This is a genomic window from Bradyrhizobium centrosematis (genome assembly GCF_045571495.1).
Classification (GTDB): domain Bacteria; phylum Pseudomonadota; class Alphaproteobacteria; order Rhizobiales; family Xanthobacteraceae; genus Bradyrhizobium; species Bradyrhizobium centrosematis.
This window is the reverse complement of sequence record NZ_CP120703.1, coordinates 1198921-1214037: the sequence shown is the minus strand read 5'-3', so window position 1 is coordinate 1214037 and position 15117 is coordinate 1198921. Positions and strand designations below refer to the sequence as shown.

The window sequence follows — 15117 nt, the reverse complement described above, 5'->3', positions numbered from 1 at the left end:
GTCAAATCCTATCGGGCTGATGTGCGGGACGTTCGATGTGAAAGTGTGCACACAAGCCCTGCCGTTTCGGATCCCGCGGCTCGGGCATTGTCCGCAGGCCGCCGATCACACGTGCAGACGTCCGCTTTGCTCTGGTAAGCTGGCGGTTGTACGTACGCCCCAAGCCGCATTCTCGCGGCGACAATTGTCTGGAAGGACAGCCGATGAGCATCAACGCCGTCGTCTTCGATGCCTACGGAACGCTCTACGACATCCAGTCGGTCGCCGAGATCACCGAAGATGCGTTTCCGGGCTATGGCGAGATCATCACGCAGGTCTGGCGGATCAAGCAGCTCGAATACACCTGGCTGCGCTCGCTGATGCGGCGGTACCAGGATTTTGCGGCCGTGACGCGGGACTCGCTGGCCTATACGCTGCGCATGCTCGGGCTCGACTACGAGCAGGAGGCATTCGAGCGCGTCATCGAGAAGTACCTGCATCTTGATCTTTATCCGGATGCGACCGCCGCGCTCACGGCGCTGAAACCGCGAAAGCTTGCCATTCTCTCCAATGGCAGTCCGGACATGCTGAATGCGCTGGTGCGCAACAGCAAGCTCGACCGCCTGCTCGATGCGACCATCAGCGTGGACGCAAAGAAGATCTTCAAGCCGAGCCCGGCGGCCTATGAGCTGATCGGCGAGGAGCTCGGCACCGCGCCTGAAGAGGTGCTGTTCGTGTCCTCCAATCCCTGGGACGTGGCGGGGGCAAAGTCGTTCGGGCTGAATGTCGCCTGGATCGAGCGGGTGACGCCGGAAGCCATGGCGCTGGCTTGCGTCGAGACCGAACTCGTGGCACCGCTCACGATGTTCAAGGCGATCCGCACCCAGATGGACGAGCTTGGCTTTGCGCCGGATTATCGTGTCCGCGCGCTCGCCGAGCTGCCGATGATTGCTTAGCCATCGCCGCCCGCAAGTCTGACATGAGCTGCCTGGAATGAGCCTGGAATCCGTTCGCGCCTTCTTTGCCGAGAAAGCCCCCGACATCACCGTCATCGAATCCCCGGTCAGCTCGGCCACCGTGCTGCTGGCGGCCGAAGCCTATGGCGTCGAGCCCGGAATGATCGCGAAGACCCTGAGCTTGCGCGTCGGCGAACGCGTGATCCTGATCGTCGCCGCCGGCACCTCGCGGATGGACAACAAGAAGGTCAAAGCGCAGTTCGGCGGCAAGCCGAAGATGCTGGGGCTGGAGGAGGTCGCCGACATCACCGGACACGAGGTCGGCGGCGTCTGCCCGTTCGGGCTGAAGTCACCGCTGCCGGTCTATTGTGACATCTCGCTGAAGGCCTTCGATGTCGTGGTGCCGGCCGCGGGCTCGACCCACAGCGCGGTGCGCATCACCCCCGATCGCATGGCCGAGTTGACTGCGGCCGAATGGGTCGATGTCTGCGAGGCCAGGACTTAAAGGCAGCACCGGCTACGATACCTGATGCATTTGCGGGTCAGGGAGGCTAGCATGGCGACGATGACGGACGACAAGGTAAAGCGACGACTCACCACCGTGCTGTGCGCTGACGTGTACGGCTATTCTCGCCTCATGGAAGCGGACGAGACCGGAACGTTGGAGACGCTTCGCCGCTACCGGACGGCCATTGCGCGATTGGTCGAGCGTCATGACGGCCGCATCGTGAATACCTGGGGCGATGCCGTGATCGCCGAGTTCGCCAGCGTCGTCGAGGCCGTGCAATGCGCGGTCGAGATCCAGCAGGAGATCTCCAGCCAGGCGTCGACTTCGCCTCAGGCGAGCCCGATGCAGTTTCGTATCGGCATCAACCTCGGCGACGTGATGGTGGACGGCACCGACATCTATGGCGACGGGGTCAATATCGCGTCGCGCCTGCAAGAGCTCGCCGAACCCGGCGGTGTCGTGATCTCGAGCTCCGTCTACGATCAGGTGCACAACAAGCTGTCCGTCGGCTTCGACTGCCTCGGCCAGCGCCCGATGAAGAACATTGCCCCCCTGACCAGCTATCGGCTGACCCTGGCTGGCCAGGCCGCCGCGTCAGGGAGCTTCCCGAGCGAGCAACGCGCAACTTCCCCGGAGAGGCCGCGGGCTCCGCGGTTGGACGACAGGCGCGTGCCGTCTCCGCCGACGAATGTCGTCTCGGATTGGCTTACGAGGCTGCCGCGCCCGGTTGTGGCGGCCCTCACGGTCTCGGCGTTCCTGATCCTGATCAATCTGTTCACCAGCCACAGGATCTGGTTTCATTGGCCGGTCGCAGCCATTCTGTTCGGTGTCGTCTTGCGGATGACGCTTGGACACCGAGCTGAATCGGACAGTCGGACAGAGCGCTGAACGCGGCGGTACGACATCGTCTCGCCTGCCGCTGCGCAGTTCTCCGGATCATGCGCTCGTCAGCGCCTAATCGTCGTTATCATAGGGACGCGGGGGTGGCGGCGGCGCAGTGTTGTAGCGCGGCGGCGCGGCGCGGTTGCGCGGGACCTGCTGCTGCGGCGGCATCTGGTTGTTGGACTGGAACACGGCACGGCAGCCGCTCGACAGCTGCGGCGTGTTTTGCTGCAGGCAAGCCGTGATGCGGCTCACGTCCGGAATCTGGTCGCTGCACAGCCGCCAGACGTCCGGTGTGCAGGCCATCTGCTGCTCCATGGTCCCGCGATATTCTTCGGCGAATGCTGCGCCCGGCGAGACGATGCCGCCGATCGCGAGCACGACACCCAGCGCAATCCGCTCTGTTCGCATGTCCCGATCCTTCTCGATTCCCTTCGATTTTCATCAATCAATGAGGCGGGAGCCGGTTCTGGACCAACAACAAAATGTGAAAACGCCGCTGGAACTCCTGCAGCTCTCGCGGACGCTTGAGTCCCTGGCGCCCCGCACCAGGACGCCGCGCCGCCTACTCGACCTTGCCGATCTTCTTCACCGCTGCGATCAGCCGCGCGCTATCGGTCGCGACGAATTGGGCGAAGGCCGGCGCGTCCTGATAGGCGACGAGACTGCCCGACGTTTCGAAGGCCTTGAGCACGTCGGGACTCGTCATCACCTGCGCCATCGCCTCGCGCAGGCGCGTCGCGATCGGCGCGGGAAGTGAACTCTGAGCGAACAGCCCGGCCCAGATGTACATCTCGACGTCCTTGTAGCCGAGCTCCTGGAAGGTCGGCACGTCCGGGAAGCTCGCAATGCGCTGCGCGCCGCAATTGCCGAGCACGCGCAGCTTACCGTCGTCCACCTGCGGCTTCAGCGTTCCCGGTGCGGCAGCGATGGCCTGCACCGTGCCGCTGAGGATGGCGGTGAGCGCGGGACCTGCGCCGCGGAAGGGCACGTGCAGCAGCTTGATGCCGGCGCTGCTGGCGAACATCTCCATCGCCACATGCAGCGTGCCGTAGGGCCCGGACGAGCCGTAGGTGATCTGGCCCGGGCGCTTCTTCGCATCTTCAACGAAATCCTGCGCCGTCTTCCACGGCGCCGACGCCGGCACCGCCAGCAGCGTGGGATCGGCGAGCACGCGTGCGATCGGCATGAATTGCGAGACCTCATAGGCGACCGGACGGTCGAACAGACGGTCGGCCTCAGGAAGCACCGCGAGCGAGGACAGCGTCATCAGCAGCGTGTAGCCGTCGGGTTCGGCGCGCGCTGCCGCGGCATTGCCGACCGAGCCGCCGCCGCCTCCGGCACGGTTGTCGACCACCACGGTCTTGCCGAGAATGCGCTCCAGCGCCATCGCCACCGGGCGCGCGGCAAGATCGGCCTGCCCGCCGGCCGGGAACGGCACGATCATGGTGATGTTGCGCAGCGGATAGGCCTGGGCGAAGGCCGGATCCGGCAGAGCCGCCCGCAACAGCGGCCATGCCGCAGCCGCACGCAAGAGATCGCGTCGATCCATGATGGGCCCTCTCCCGATTTTCTTGTTTCGTTGCCAGCCTAGAGCATTTTCGGTTCTGATTGAATCAGAACCGAAGCTCTAGATTCTTGTTTTGACGCGTTTTCTTCACGCGAACCGGTGTCCACTTCGCTCGAAAACGCTCTAGCGCGCCAAGGGGCAAGAACAAGACGTTTACGAAGCATTAGCCATGTCCGGCTCCGGCAGGAACGCATGTCTGGACCCGCTGTTGCCCTCTCAGGGAGAGTGAGTGATGCGGAATCTGGCGACCATCGACGTCGCGCTCGACGAGATGCTGGTGAATCTCGCGGCGATCGTGTTGCGGCTGTCAAAGCCCGAATTGACGCGGACGCCGGAAGCGCGGCGCGCCTTGGCGCAATCCGTGCACCAATACGGCCTGTGCGCCGCGCGGTCGAGCGACCCGCGCGTTCATGAATTGAAGACACGGCTCGACGAGACGCTGAAGCCGACCTTGCGCATCGTCGCGATCGACGGCGCCAAGGTGTCGTAGTCGGCACCGTCATTGCGCGCGCAATGACGGGATTGTTGAAACAGCCCGCTCTAGGCTCCCTTGACCTTCCGGCGCGGCCGCCGCTTGCATGTGCCCGGCAGCTTCGCTGCGAGGAAATCGCCGAGCGCCTCGACGCGCGCTGGCCTGGGGCCACCGGGCGGGGTGACGAGGTGCACGGCGCCCTCGGCCTGCTTCCAGTCCTTCAGGATCACTTCGACCGCGCCGGAGGAAATGGCTTCGCCCACGATGAACTCGGGGAGCTCGGCGATGCCCAGTCCCGCGATCAGCGCCGGCATCACGGCTTCGCCATTGTTGACGCGGAGCTGCCCGCCCGGACGCACGCTGGCCTGCTCACCGGCCGCGTTGGTGTAGTGCCAGATGTTGGGTGTCGACATGTAGGCGTAGCTGAAGCATTTATGCTCGGCCAGATGCATCGGATGCGTCGGCCGGCCATGGCGCTTGAGATAGGACGGCGCGGCCACGGTGAAGCGCGGCATGGTGAAGAGCCGCCGTGCGATCAGCGAGGAGTCCGGCAGCCGCGCGATCCGCACCGCCATGTCGAAACCCTCGCCGATCAGGTCGACGGTCGCATCGCTCAGATGCAGATCGACAGAGACCTCGGGATAAGCCTCGAAGAATTCCGGCAGCAGCGGCGCCACTGCCTTGATGCCGAACGTCATGGGCACGGCGAGCCGCACCAGGCCGCGCGGCGCCACCGATTGCGCCAGCGCCTCGTTCTCCGCGGCTTCGCCGTCGGCCAGAAGACGCGTCGCGCGCTCGGCGAGCTTGTGCCCGGCGTCGGTCAGCGCAAGCCGGCGCGAGGTGCGGTTGAACAGCCGGGCACCGAGCCGCTCCTCCAGACGCGTGACGGCCTTGGAGACCGTGGCCTTGGACATCGCCAGCTCGCTTGCGGCCCCCGCAAACGACCGTAATTCCACGACTTTTGCGAAAATCGCGAGCGCCTCGAAATCCGGGAGTTTTGCCATGGAGCCGATCCCATCAGTAACTTTCTGGAAACAATGTGTTTCAACAGTTTCTATTTTTATACCACGGCCTGAGGCTTATCCAAGAGGTCAATCGCAAACTCAGGGAATGGAGCAATCCAATGACCAAGAAGCTCTCAGGCAAGGTTGCCCTCGTCACCGGCGGCTCGCGCGGGATCGGCGCAGCAAGCGCCCGCGCCCTCGCCGAGGAAGGCGCTGACGTCGCCATCAGCTATGTCGCCTCGCCGGAAAAGGCGGAAGCGGTCGTGACCGAGCTGAAGGCCAAGGGCGTCAAGGCCCGCGCCTTCAAGGCCGACCAGGCCTCGGCGAAGGAGGTGACACAACTGGTCAACGACGTCGCCAAGGAATTCGGCCATCTCGACATCCTCGTCAACAATGCCGGCGTCGCCGCCGGCGGCGCCATCGACGACGCCAACGCGAATACGGATGCGCTCGCGCGCCAGGATCAGATCAATGTGCACGGCGTGATCGCGGCGATCCGCGCCGCCGCGCAGCTGATGGGTGAAGGCGGCCGCATCGTCACCGTCGGCTCGATGCTCGCCGACCGCGCCTCGTTCCCGGGCCTTGCCGATTACGTCGCCACCAAGGCGGCCGTGGTCGGCTACACCAAGGGCGCGGCCCGCGACCTCGGCCCGCGCGGCATCACCGTGAACGTGGTGCAGCCCGGCTCGATCGACACCGACATGAACCCGAAGGATGGCGGCGAGTTCGCCGAGGCCCAGCGCAAGCAGCATGCGCTGCAACGCTTCGGCCGGCCCGAGGAAGTCGCCGCCGGAATCGTGTTCCTCGCAAGCCCGGACGCCTCCTTCGTCACCGGCACCGTGCTCAACGTCGACGGCGGGTTCGGCGCCTGACCGAGGCGCCACTCGTCAAACCCAAGGGAATTACGCAGATGATCGAACTCAGACCTTTCGACAAGCTCGGCGGCGTCGATCACGGCTGGCTGAAGGCAAAACATCATTTCTCCTTCGCCAGCCATTATGATCCGAACAACATGGGTCACGGCGCATTGCGCGTGTGGAACGACGACGAGATCGCGCCGAACACCGGCTTCCCCGCCCATCCCCACGCCAACATGGAGATCATCACCTATGTACGCGAAGGCGCGATCACCCATCAGGACAGCCTCGGCAACGAGGGTCGCACTGAAGCCGGCGACGTGCAGGTGATGAGCGCCGGCAGCGGCATCCGTCACTCCGAGTACAATCTGGAGCCGACCAGGACGCGAATCTTCCAGATCTGGATCGAGCCGACGCAGCGCGGCGGCCAGCCGACCTGGGGCTCGAAGCCGTTCCCCAAGGCCGACCGCTCCGGCAAGCTCGTCACCATCGCCAGCGGCCTTGCGGGTGACACCGACGCGCTGCCGATCCGCGCGGATGCGCGGGTGCTCGCCACCACGCTGAAAGCCGGCGAGACCGCGGAGTACGCACCGCAGACGTCACGGCACCTCTATCTGGTGCCCGCGGCAGGCGCCGTCGAGATCAACGGGGTGCGCGTCAATGCGCGCGACGGCGCCGCGATCCGCGACGAGGCGCGGCTGACAATCACGGCGCTGGAAGATTCCGAGCTCGTGCTCGTGGACGCAGCGTAGAGCGCCACACCCACAAACTCGTCATGCCCGGGCCTGCCCCGGGCATCCATCACCTTCGCAAGGAGCTTTTCGACGGGCGATGGGTTGCCGGCCTACGCCACGCCGAAGAGGCTTCGGCCTCGCAGGCGGGTCAAGCCCGGCAACGACAGCGAACAAGCAAGTCATCCTTCCCAATCCCAACGGAGACCACCATGACCAAAGTTCTCGTCCTCTATTATTCCGCCTATGGCCATATCGAAGCGATGGCGAATGCCGTCGCCGAAGGCGCGCGCGAGGCCGGCGCGACCGTCGACATCAAGCGAGTGCCGGAGCTGGTGCCGGCCGAGGTCGCCAAGGCGTCCCATTACAAGCTCGATCAGGCTGCACCGGTGGCCAAGATCGAGGACCTCGCCAATTACGACGCGATCATCGTCGGCACCGGCACCCGCTTCGGCCGCATGGCCTCGCAGATGGCGAACTTCCTCGACCAGGCTGGCGGGCTCTGGGCCAAGGGCGCGCTGCACGGCAAGGTCGGCGGCGCCTTTACCTCGACTGCGACCCAGCATGGCGGCCAGGAGACGACGCTGTTCTCGATCATCACCAACCTCTTGCATTTCGGCATGGTCGTGGTCGGCATGAACTACGGTTTCGCCGGCCAGATGAAGCTCGACGAGGTCACGGGCGGCGCGCCCTACGGCGCCACCACGATCACCGGCGGCGACGGCAGCCGCCAGCCCAGCGCCAACGAGCTCGCCGGCGCGCGCTATCAGGGACGCCAGATCGCGGAGACCGCCAAGCAGCTCCATGGCTGAGATGGCCTGCGATCGCGGCATTCCCGTTCGGGAATGCCGCTTCAACGTCGGCCTTTGCCCATGGCCCGCGCCGCAAGGGCGGCCACCGCGGGATAGCGACGCAGGCCTTGCGCGACGTGGTCGCGCCACGCGAAAGGGGCGCCGCGCCAGGTCAGCGCGACCGTGACATCGGTCAGCGGCACTCGCTCGGCGCCGAAGCGCCGCTTGTAATCCAGATTGCCGATGCCGAGGTCGAAACGGCGCACGCCCTCGGCATGCAGCGCCGCCATGGTGCGTTCGGCGACGAGCAGCCCCGGCGAGCAGCTCGACCATGCGTCGCCGCCGTGGCTGATGCGCAGCAGGTAATAGGTCGTGCCCAGCCTGACGCCGAATGAGGTGCCGACGACACCCTCGTCGCAGACCAGGGCCGAAACGACGACATAGCCTTCTGCGACGCCCCGGCGGGCGACCTCGCGATAGAATCGTGCGTGAGCCTCGTCGTTGAGGACGAACCGCGAGCCGAGCTTTCGCATGCGCGCCTGCTGCTGGACATCCATCACGTCCATCAGTTCATGCGCGCGCGCAACATCCGTGGCGATCTCGAACCGCGCGCCCCGGTGCCGGCTGAATACGCGCCAGCAACGCGGCATCTGCATGCGCTTGATCGATGTCTGATAGCCCGCATAGTCGTCACCCATCAGTACGAGATTGCCGTTGAGCGAGGAGCATCCGATCCGGCCGCGCGACACCAGCGGGTTCGGCTTGCCGCCGACCTGGGCCGGCATCTTCCGCATTCGGAGCAGATCGAAACCTTCGGGCAGCGCGCGCAGCGCATCGATCAGCGCCGTGTTGATCGCCGTCGCGTCCAGCGCAGCGTCGGGCGCCAGGATCGGCGCGTTGTTGTCGGAGACGCCGAGATCGGCGAATTCGACGATGCGGATGCCGCGCCTGACATGGCTGATCATCGGCACCACCGCGATGACCTTGCCGCTGGCGGCCTCGGAGATCACGGCAATCAACGGCGCGGCATCCTGGAACGCCTGGTACCAGGGGCCGAGCCAATAGTCGTGCTGGAAAGCGGTGCGATGCCCGGCGTTCAGGCGCAAGGCGGCCTGACGCCAGTCACGCGCGAAATCGACCGCGATTTTCGGCGTGCTGGACGCAAGACCATCCGATTGCTCGACGCTGAGAGACGTCATCCGCGGGACATACGACTACTGAATGTTTCCAGATAGACTCTGTTTTGTCGCAGACCAACGCGAACGGCGCTCATCGTTCGGCTCTGCTTGCGCAACGCACTGGAACCTCGCCAGGAAATGCAGACCGGACACCGCCAGGGCGAACATGAACCAGATCGGGTTCTGCCGTTCGAGCAGGAAGGTCTCGGTTGCTCCATAATAAAGGCCGAACAGCCACACGGTGAGGAACAGCTTCGCCATCGCGCCACTGCGGTTGTGGATCCGGGCTGACTGGAAATTGCCGAGCGGCGCGAGCACGAAGACGAGGATCACCAGCAGTAGCCCGGGCAGGCCGATGGTGACGGCGAGGTCGAGATAGCTGTTGTGGCTGTGCGCCGCGGACGTCGCCCATTCCGCGCCTTGTGCGGTCTGCCGTGCCGTGACGTCGTCCCAGAAGGCCGCATAGCCGTGGCCGATGATCGGCTTCTCGGCCACGGCCGCCAACGCGAACTCCCAGATGTCGGAACGGCCCGTGAAGGTGGGATCGAGCGGAAGCAGCCGCGTCATGGCCCCGAGCGCCGGGCTCAGGACACTGCCGACGGTGAGCAGGTTCATCACGACCAGCGGCACGAAGCACATGATCCGTTTCAGCCACAGACCTGGGGTGACATAGACCAGCGAGGCGAGCGCGTAGATCGCAAGGCACAGCACCGACGAGGTCTTGCCACCGGTGAAGACCAGGAAGACGCCGGCCAGCGCGGCAATCGCGGGTCCCATCACGAACGAGCCGACCGCGGACAAATAGATCCCGACATAGACCAGGATGGTCATCACCGGCGAGGCGATGTTCTTATGACCAAAACTGCCGCGCCAGTCGCCGGCGAGCTGCGGCTCGGTGATGTCGAGCGCGGTGTGCATCGAATATTGCGGCGCCAGGAACACACCGAGATAGCAAAGCGCGAGCAGCACCAGCGCGGCGCCGCCAAGGCACATATTGAAGCTGCGCTGCGTCGGCGGCAGCAATGGCATCAGGACGGCGAGCGACGTCACGCTGACGAGCAGGACGAAGCGCTGCAGCGACACGCCGGCGTTCTGCGAGAGGACGATGTTGATCAGCAGCCAGCCCATAAGGCAGAGATGCAGCGGTGTCAGCAGGGTCTTCAGCGCGGGCGCATCCCTGGCAGCGACGAACAGCACCGCGGCCGCCGCCAACAGCCCCCAGGCGAGATAGGTCGCCGCCATTCGTCCGCCGACGACGGTGGTGACGTCGGGATTGCGCAGATCCGGGAACGGATCGAGCGTCACCAGCACCAGCAGCAGCGACGCGACGGCGATCAGACAGCGCGCAGCTTGCGCGGCGCTCAGCTCCGCCAGGCCATCGCGCAGGACACGGCCCAACGATTGGGCCTCGATCCCGGTCACGTCGGCGGCGCTGCGGTCCATGCTGCGGTCCACGGCTCAAGACACTTGATGACGCCGGCGACGCTCGAGGTCCTGGCTCGGCCCTGTCATGCGTCCGTCCGCCGGCACGCTTGAGGCTTGCGCCGCCGGCTGCCGCACGATGCTCCGCGCGATCTCGTAATATTGCAGCGCCCGCTGCTCGAGCGTGAGGCTGTCCAGGATATAGCCGCGCGGATCGAACACGCCCGCGGTACAGCCGGCCCAGAAATTGTCCCAACCCGCCTCGAACCCCGCGAGGTCGACGAACTTGGCGCCGCAGCGTTCGTCCCAATACGGCACCGACGACACTGGCGCGAACCGCACACGGTGCGGATAGTAATCGGGGTCTCGCCACGGACCGCCCGGATCCCAGGCGAAAACAGGCACGCCGCAGGACAAGGCCTGTTGATAGGCGATACCCTGGCTCTCGTTCTGGCACAGGAAGATCATCGCACGCGAGGCCGCCAGCGCGGCCTGATACTCGTCCTCCTTGTAGCGGCCGTAGCGCAGCTCCGTGAACGAGCGTCCCTCCTTGACGAGCCGGGCGCGGACGGACGCGATCAGCTCCGGCTCATGGCGCTCGCGGTCCCAGTGGACCTTGTCGTAGATCAGCACATCGACGGCCTTTTGCGAGGCTTGCGACGGTGCCCAGAGATCGGTGTCGATGCCGACAGGCCAGGCCTCGGTGTCGGGCCAGTACGGCCGGTACATGTCGACGTACCAGGGGCCGGGCACCACGACCTTCTTCACCGGCAGGCGCTTGAACAGATCGGGATCGTCGAGTGGATGATTGTGCGCGGCGACACCGAGCAGGATCGGATTCTTCCAGGCGAACTTGTCGAGCAGGAAGGTGCGGCCGATGATGCAGGCGAGCTCCTCGGGATGCTGCGCGATGTAGGCGTAGTCGTTGACGCGGTAGCGGATACCGAGCCGGTCGAGACCCGCACAGAGGTTGAGGAAGACGCGGAGCTGGCCGCTCATGCGCGGTTCGCCGAGCAGCAGGCGGCGTGCCATGCGCCGCAGATGCCGGTCGCCGGGAAACCAGCGGTCGTCCTTGTCCTCATAAAAGAGGTTGAGGATCATCGCGTCGGGGTCGTGTTCGAATGTCTTTGTGGGCACGGGATCCATCCGCGGCAACCAGATGCGCATTCTCGCATGGGACCGGCTGTCGCACTCTTCCAAATTTGCCACAGGCTTAATGCCAGCGGCTTAACGCTATTCTACGAAACCAGCGCCGCGCACGCCTTGCTGCCAACCATTCGCCTGCAATGCGAGTATCATCCGCCGGCAGCCGAGGTTGCGATCGGCAGCGTTGCCGCTCCGGCAGATGCGCCCTGGTTAACAGATCATTAACGACGAGCCGCAGCTTGATCACCGCCGAAGACGTTCTCGAACTGCCGGCCGCCTCGCGCGCGGCACCGGCAGCGCGCCTGCCGCTGCCGGCGAAGCCGGCCGCGTCGGTCTCCGTGGTGATTCCCGCCAAGAACGCCGCGGCCTATGTCGGCGAGACCATCGCGAGCGCGCTCGCACAGGCAGACGTTACCGAGGTGATCGTCGTAGACGATGGCTCGACCGACGACACTCTTGCGATCGTCCGCGCCATCCGCGACCCGCGGCTACGCCTGATCTACAACGATTCCGCCGGCGTATCAGCGGCGCGCAATCTCGGCGCGCGGTACGCGAGCAGCGAGTGGCTGCTCTTCCTCGATGCCGACGACCGCCTGCGCCCCGGCGCTGTGGCGGCGCTGCTGGCGGCAGCGCATGGCGCTCCGCGCGCAGTCCTCGTCTACGGCGACTACAATACGATCGACAGCGAGGGACGGCAGATTGGCCGTCGTGACCTGCTGAAGGGCCGCCGCAAGCCGTCCGGCGATGTGCTGTCGCGGCTCGCGGCCGGCAATTTCATCGTCAACGGCGGTATCGCGCTCGCACGCGCCGCGGCCTTCCGCGCCGTCGGCGGCTTCGACACCTCTCTCAGATATTGCGAGGACTGGCATTGCTGGTGCCGTCTTGCCGCGATCGGCGAATTCGAGTTCGCTCCTGCGCTGCTGCTCGACTATCGCCTGCACACGGCCAACACCATGAACGCGGCGGTGCGGACGCCCAGGGATTTCTTCCCGGCTATCGCGCGGGTGTTCGACGACGGGTTGATCCTGGCCAGATTGCCCGAGGGCACGGCGCCCGGGCTGCGCCTCGCCGCGGAACTTCATCTCATCACCTATGCGGCGATGCAGGCGGTTCGCTTCGGCCGATATCGCCAGGCATTCGGCTATCTCGCGATGGTCGGCCGCCGTTCGCTGAAGGCGCTGCCACGCGCCGCAGCCAGGACTACCCTCGCCCGTTTCGGGATCTGACCGCCGGCTCCAGTGTCAGGACACGATCTGCGAGGCCTCGTAAGGCTTCGGCTCGACACCGAACGCCGCCAGCGCAGCACCGAACGCGACCATCATCGGGTGCATCGCGACGACGGCTTTCGACGAGGTCAGCAAGGATGCGGAGCGAACCAGCGACAGCGGCAGGCGCCCCAGCATCTGCGCGAACACCCGCGCCCGCGCCGCCATACTCTGCGCGGCCTTGTACTGCACGCGATAATTGATCGCGCCGATGCGCAGGCCGCGCTTTGCGATCCAGCCGAGACTGGTGCGGCTCGCGGGCACCGTCTCGGTGATGACGGCCTCCGCGGTCCAATGGAAGATCATGCCGGCATCGCGGCACCGGACGAAGAAGTCGCAATCGCCGCCGCCGAGAAAGTTGAAGCGCAGGTCGAACGCCGGACGATCGAACCGCTCGAAGACGGACCGCGTAATCAGGCAATTGCCGCAGCCATAGATCAGCGGCACCGCGCCGGTGTAGTCGTATGTGGGGCAGAAGGCCGGATGACGCGAAAGCCAGGGCTTGCTGTCGTCTTCGAACACCGGCAGCACCGGCCCGCCGACCACGTCGGCGCCGGTCGCGTCCGCGGTACGGACCATCAGTTCGAGCCAGTCGAGTGAGGCGATCTCGTCGTCGTCGATCATCAGGAAGCGGGTCGCGGCAGGAAACAGCGCCTGCGCCGTCTCGAACGCAGCGTTGATCGCCTGGCAATTGCCCTGCCGCTTCTCGACAAGACAGACACCCTGCAGCCTGCCGGCAGCCAGGAACTCGGCGGCGACCGGCGCGCTTTCGCGCCGCACAGCGTCGTTCTCGACCATCACGACGGCAAAGGAGCGCGGGGTCCGCTGGCTCGCCAGGGAGCCCAGGGTCAGCCGCAGGTGATGCGGACGGCGGAAGCAGGGAATGCAGACGACGATGCCGACCGACAGGTCGATGACGCGGGAGCTCGCCACGATCTCCCGGTTGGGATCGCGTACGGCATTCGAGATCCGCGTGGCGGACAGATCTGTCGGGATCAATGTCATGACGTTCTAGATGTCCGAGATATGTTGAAAAAGCCCTGCTTCAATCACGCATCCCACGACGGCACATCGCCGCGGGACAGATGCGTCCCGAAATGAACAGCTCTACCGGAATGGCGCGCCAGCGCCATGCTCCGATCTTCCGGCCATTCCGAGACAATGCCTTGCGCTTAACCGCTTTCGCCTGTTTCTCACGCGAATTCATGCGCGCGTGATACTGCAATTCGCGGTCCATGCGCCGACGACGACCGAACATGAACAATGCCGTAGTTAACGCATATGCGCATTAACCGGGCCGTAAGCACTGCAAGCGGTGAGACGGCGCGGCATCAGATTTGCTCTTCGGGCACGTGAGATATTTCCTGTAATTTGAATAGAACAAGCGCGGTCAAACAACATGAACAAGCCAGCCACGATCGACTTCGCGACAGCCACGGCGATCCGGATCCCCGCGGCCGGTGCACCCGTCCAAGCCCTGCATGATCTTGTCCCCGGCGAAGCCCGCGACAGCCTGCTTGCCGTTCACGAGTTGCTGCGGCGCGAATTGCCGAAAGGTCAGCTTGCCATCTACGAAGCCGGCGGCGGCTCGTGCAGCGTTCTGCCACCGGAATTGCTCAACCGCAGCAAGGTCACCGTCGTCGACATCGACGCGGACCAGGTCCGCAACAACACATACGCGGACGAAGCCATTCTCGGTGACGTGCAGACCTATTGCTTCGGGCGCGAGACCTTCGATCTCGTGATCTGCTACAACGTGATCGAGCACCTGCCCCATGTCGACGCCGCGCTCTTGAACTTTCGCGATGCGCTCAAGCGCGGCGGCATGATCCTGATCGGCGCGCCCAATCCCCGCTCGCTGTCCGGCGTCGTCACCAAATATTCGCCGCACTGGTTTCACGTCTGGTTCTACCGGCACATCCGCGGCATCAAGGACGCCGGCATGCCCGGCGAGCCGCCGTTCCCGACCTTCTTTCACCCGCTGGTGACGCTACCCCGGCTCGAAGCGTTCGCGGCCGCCAACGGCCTCGAGATGGTGTACCGCCGAGAGGTCGAGAGCCCGCGCTATCCCGAGATGCGTCGGCGCAAGCCGCTGTTCGCGGCTCTCGTGGACGCCGGCGCTGCCGTGCTGAACGCCGTGCTTCCGCGCGGCATCGATGTCCGCCGCGGCGACTATCACGTCATCCTGCGCAAGAGCTGACGATCATGGCGCGCGCGCGGCGCATCGCGGAACAGGCGGAGCCTCGCGGCCGGGCCCCGCGCGGTAACGAACCATTAATCTCCAGGGAGTCTCCGCATGTCGGGCGTCACGAGGACGCACCGCGGAGTGGCACGCGCTTAAACGCTTTGTTTGCCA

General features: G+C 65.3%; 17 protein-coding genes. 9 read left to right on the top strand and 8 right to left on the bottom strand.

The window, feature by feature from the left end; translation table 11 throughout:
- Positions 1-203: 203 nt before the first annotated feature.
- From P6U31_RS05760 to P6U31_RS05750, 3 genes are read left to right on the top strand one after another with little or no spacing between them, the layout of a single operon-like run.
- Positions 204-935, top strand: a complete 732-nt coding sequence (locus P6U31_RS05760) for a haloacid dehalogenase type II (protein ID WP_407187281.1) — start codon at positions 204-206, stop codon at positions 933-935.
- Between the two features lie 37 nt (positions 936-972).
- Positions 973-1440 (top strand): YbaK/EbsC family protein, encoded by a 468-nt coding sequence (locus P6U31_RS05755; protein ID WP_407187280.1) that lies wholly within the window; start codon positions 973-975, stop codon positions 1438-1440.
- A gap of 60 nt (positions 1441-1500) precedes the next feature.
- Positions 1501-2331, top strand: a complete 831-nt coding sequence (locus P6U31_RS05750; RefSeq protein ID WP_407189771.1) for an adenylate/guanylate cyclase domain-containing protein — start codon at positions 1501-1503, stop codon at positions 2329-2331.
- A gap of 66 nt (positions 2332-2397) precedes the next feature.
- Here P6U31_RS05750 and P6U31_RS05745 read toward each other — a convergent pair whose 3' ends face one another.
- Both P6U31_RS05745 and P6U31_RS05740 read right to left on the bottom strand, forming a co-directional pair.
- Positions 2398-2736, bottom strand: a complete 339-nt coding sequence (locus tag P6U31_RS05745) for a hypothetical protein (RefSeq protein WP_407187279.1) — start codon at positions 2734-2736, stop codon at positions 2398-2400.
- Between the two features lie 154 nt (positions 2737-2890).
- Complete coding sequence (locus P6U31_RS05740; RefSeq protein ID WP_407187278.1) at positions 2891-3877, bottom strand: Bug family tripartite tricarboxylate transporter substrate binding protein; 987 nt, start codon at positions 3875-3877, stop codon at positions 2891-2893.
- Between the two features lie 250 nt (positions 3878-4127).
- Between P6U31_RS05740 and P6U31_RS05735 the strand changes: the two genes are divergently transcribed.
- Positions 4128-4385 (top strand): hypothetical protein, encoded by a 258-nt coding sequence (locus P6U31_RS05735; protein ID WP_407187277.1) that lies wholly within the window; start codon positions 4128-4130, stop codon positions 4383-4385.
- Positions 4386-4435: 50 nt separating this feature from the next.
- On the opposite strand, the gene P6U31_RS05730 is transcribed toward P6U31_RS05735, so the two are convergent.
- Entirely contained in the window at positions 4436-5371 is a 936-nt protein-coding gene (locus tag P6U31_RS05730) for a LysR family transcriptional regulator (RefSeq protein WP_407187276.1), read from the bottom strand.
- Positions 5372-5490: 119 nt separating this feature from the next.
- Here P6U31_RS05730 and P6U31_RS05725 point away from each other — a divergent pair, with 119 nt between their 5' ends.
- The 3 genes from P6U31_RS05725 to wrbA all read left to right on the top strand — a co-directional run bounded on the left by P6U31_RS05725 (position 5491) and on the right by wrbA (position 7771).
- On the top strand, positions 5491-6243 hold the full coding sequence (locus P6U31_RS05725; RefSeq protein ID WP_407187275.1) for an SDR family NAD(P)-dependent oxidoreductase: 753 nt from the start codon (positions 5491-5493) through the stop codon (positions 6241-6243).
- A gap of 38 nt (positions 6244-6281) precedes the next feature.
- Positions 6282-6980, top strand: a complete 699-nt coding sequence (locus P6U31_RS05720) for a pirin family protein (protein WP_407187274.1) — start codon at positions 6282-6284, stop codon at positions 6978-6980.
- A 191-nt stretch (positions 6981-7171) separates the two neighbouring features.
- Positions 7172-7771 carry an NAD(P)H:quinone oxidoreductase gene (gene wrbA, locus P6U31_RS05715; RefSeq protein WP_407187273.1) on the top strand — a complete coding sequence of 200 codons (600 nt, stop codon included), beginning with the start codon at positions 7172-7174 and terminating at the stop codon, positions 7769-7771.
- Between the two features lie 41 nt (positions 7772-7812).
- On the opposite strand, the gene P6U31_RS05710 is transcribed toward wrbA, so the two are convergent.
- The 3 genes from P6U31_RS05710 to P6U31_RS05700 are packed head-to-tail and all read right to left on the bottom strand — an operon-like array spanning position 7813 to position 11487.
- Positions 7813-8949, bottom strand: a complete 1137-nt coding sequence (locus P6U31_RS05710; protein ID WP_407187272.1) for a GNAT family N-acetyltransferase — start codon at positions 8947-8949, stop codon at positions 7813-7815.
- A gap of 15 nt (positions 8950-8964) precedes the next feature.
- Positions 8965-10371: an O-antigen ligase family protein gene (locus P6U31_RS05705; protein WP_407187271.1), complete on the bottom strand. Its 1407-nt coding sequence runs from the start codon at positions 10369-10371 to the stop codon at positions 8965-8967.
- Positions 10372-10386: 15 nt separating this feature from the next.
- A complete protein-coding gene (locus tag P6U31_RS05700; RefSeq protein ID WP_407187270.1) occupies positions 10387-11487 on the bottom strand; it encodes a glycosyltransferase in 1101 nt (366 codons plus the stop codon).
- A gap of 248 nt (positions 11488-11735) precedes the next feature.
- Here P6U31_RS05700 and P6U31_RS05695 point away from each other — a divergent pair, with 248 nt between their 5' ends.
- Positions 11736-12722: a glycosyltransferase gene (locus P6U31_RS05695; protein WP_407187269.1), complete on the top strand. Its 987-nt coding sequence runs from the start codon at positions 11736-11738 to the stop codon at positions 12720-12722.
- Positions 12723-12737: 15 nt separating this feature from the next.
- On the opposite strand, the gene P6U31_RS05690 is transcribed toward P6U31_RS05695, so the two are convergent.
- Both P6U31_RS05690 and P6U31_RS05685 read right to left on the bottom strand, forming a co-directional pair.
- Positions 12738-13766, bottom strand: a complete 1029-nt coding sequence (locus tag P6U31_RS05690; protein WP_407187268.1) for a glycosyltransferase family 2 protein — start codon at positions 13764-13766, stop codon at positions 12738-12740.
- Between the two features lie 40 nt (positions 13767-13806).
- Entirely contained in the window at positions 13807-14019 is a 213-nt protein-coding gene (locus P6U31_RS05685; RefSeq protein ID WP_407187267.1) for a hypothetical protein, read from the bottom strand.
- Positions 14020-14160: 141 nt separating this feature from the next.
- Between P6U31_RS05685 and P6U31_RS05680 the strand changes: the two genes are divergently transcribed.
- Positions 14161-14961: a class I SAM-dependent methyltransferase gene (locus P6U31_RS05680; RefSeq protein WP_407187266.1), complete on the top strand. Its 801-nt coding sequence runs from the start codon at positions 14161-14163 to the stop codon at positions 14959-14961.
- The last annotated feature ends 156 nt before the right edge of the window (positions 14962-15117 follow it).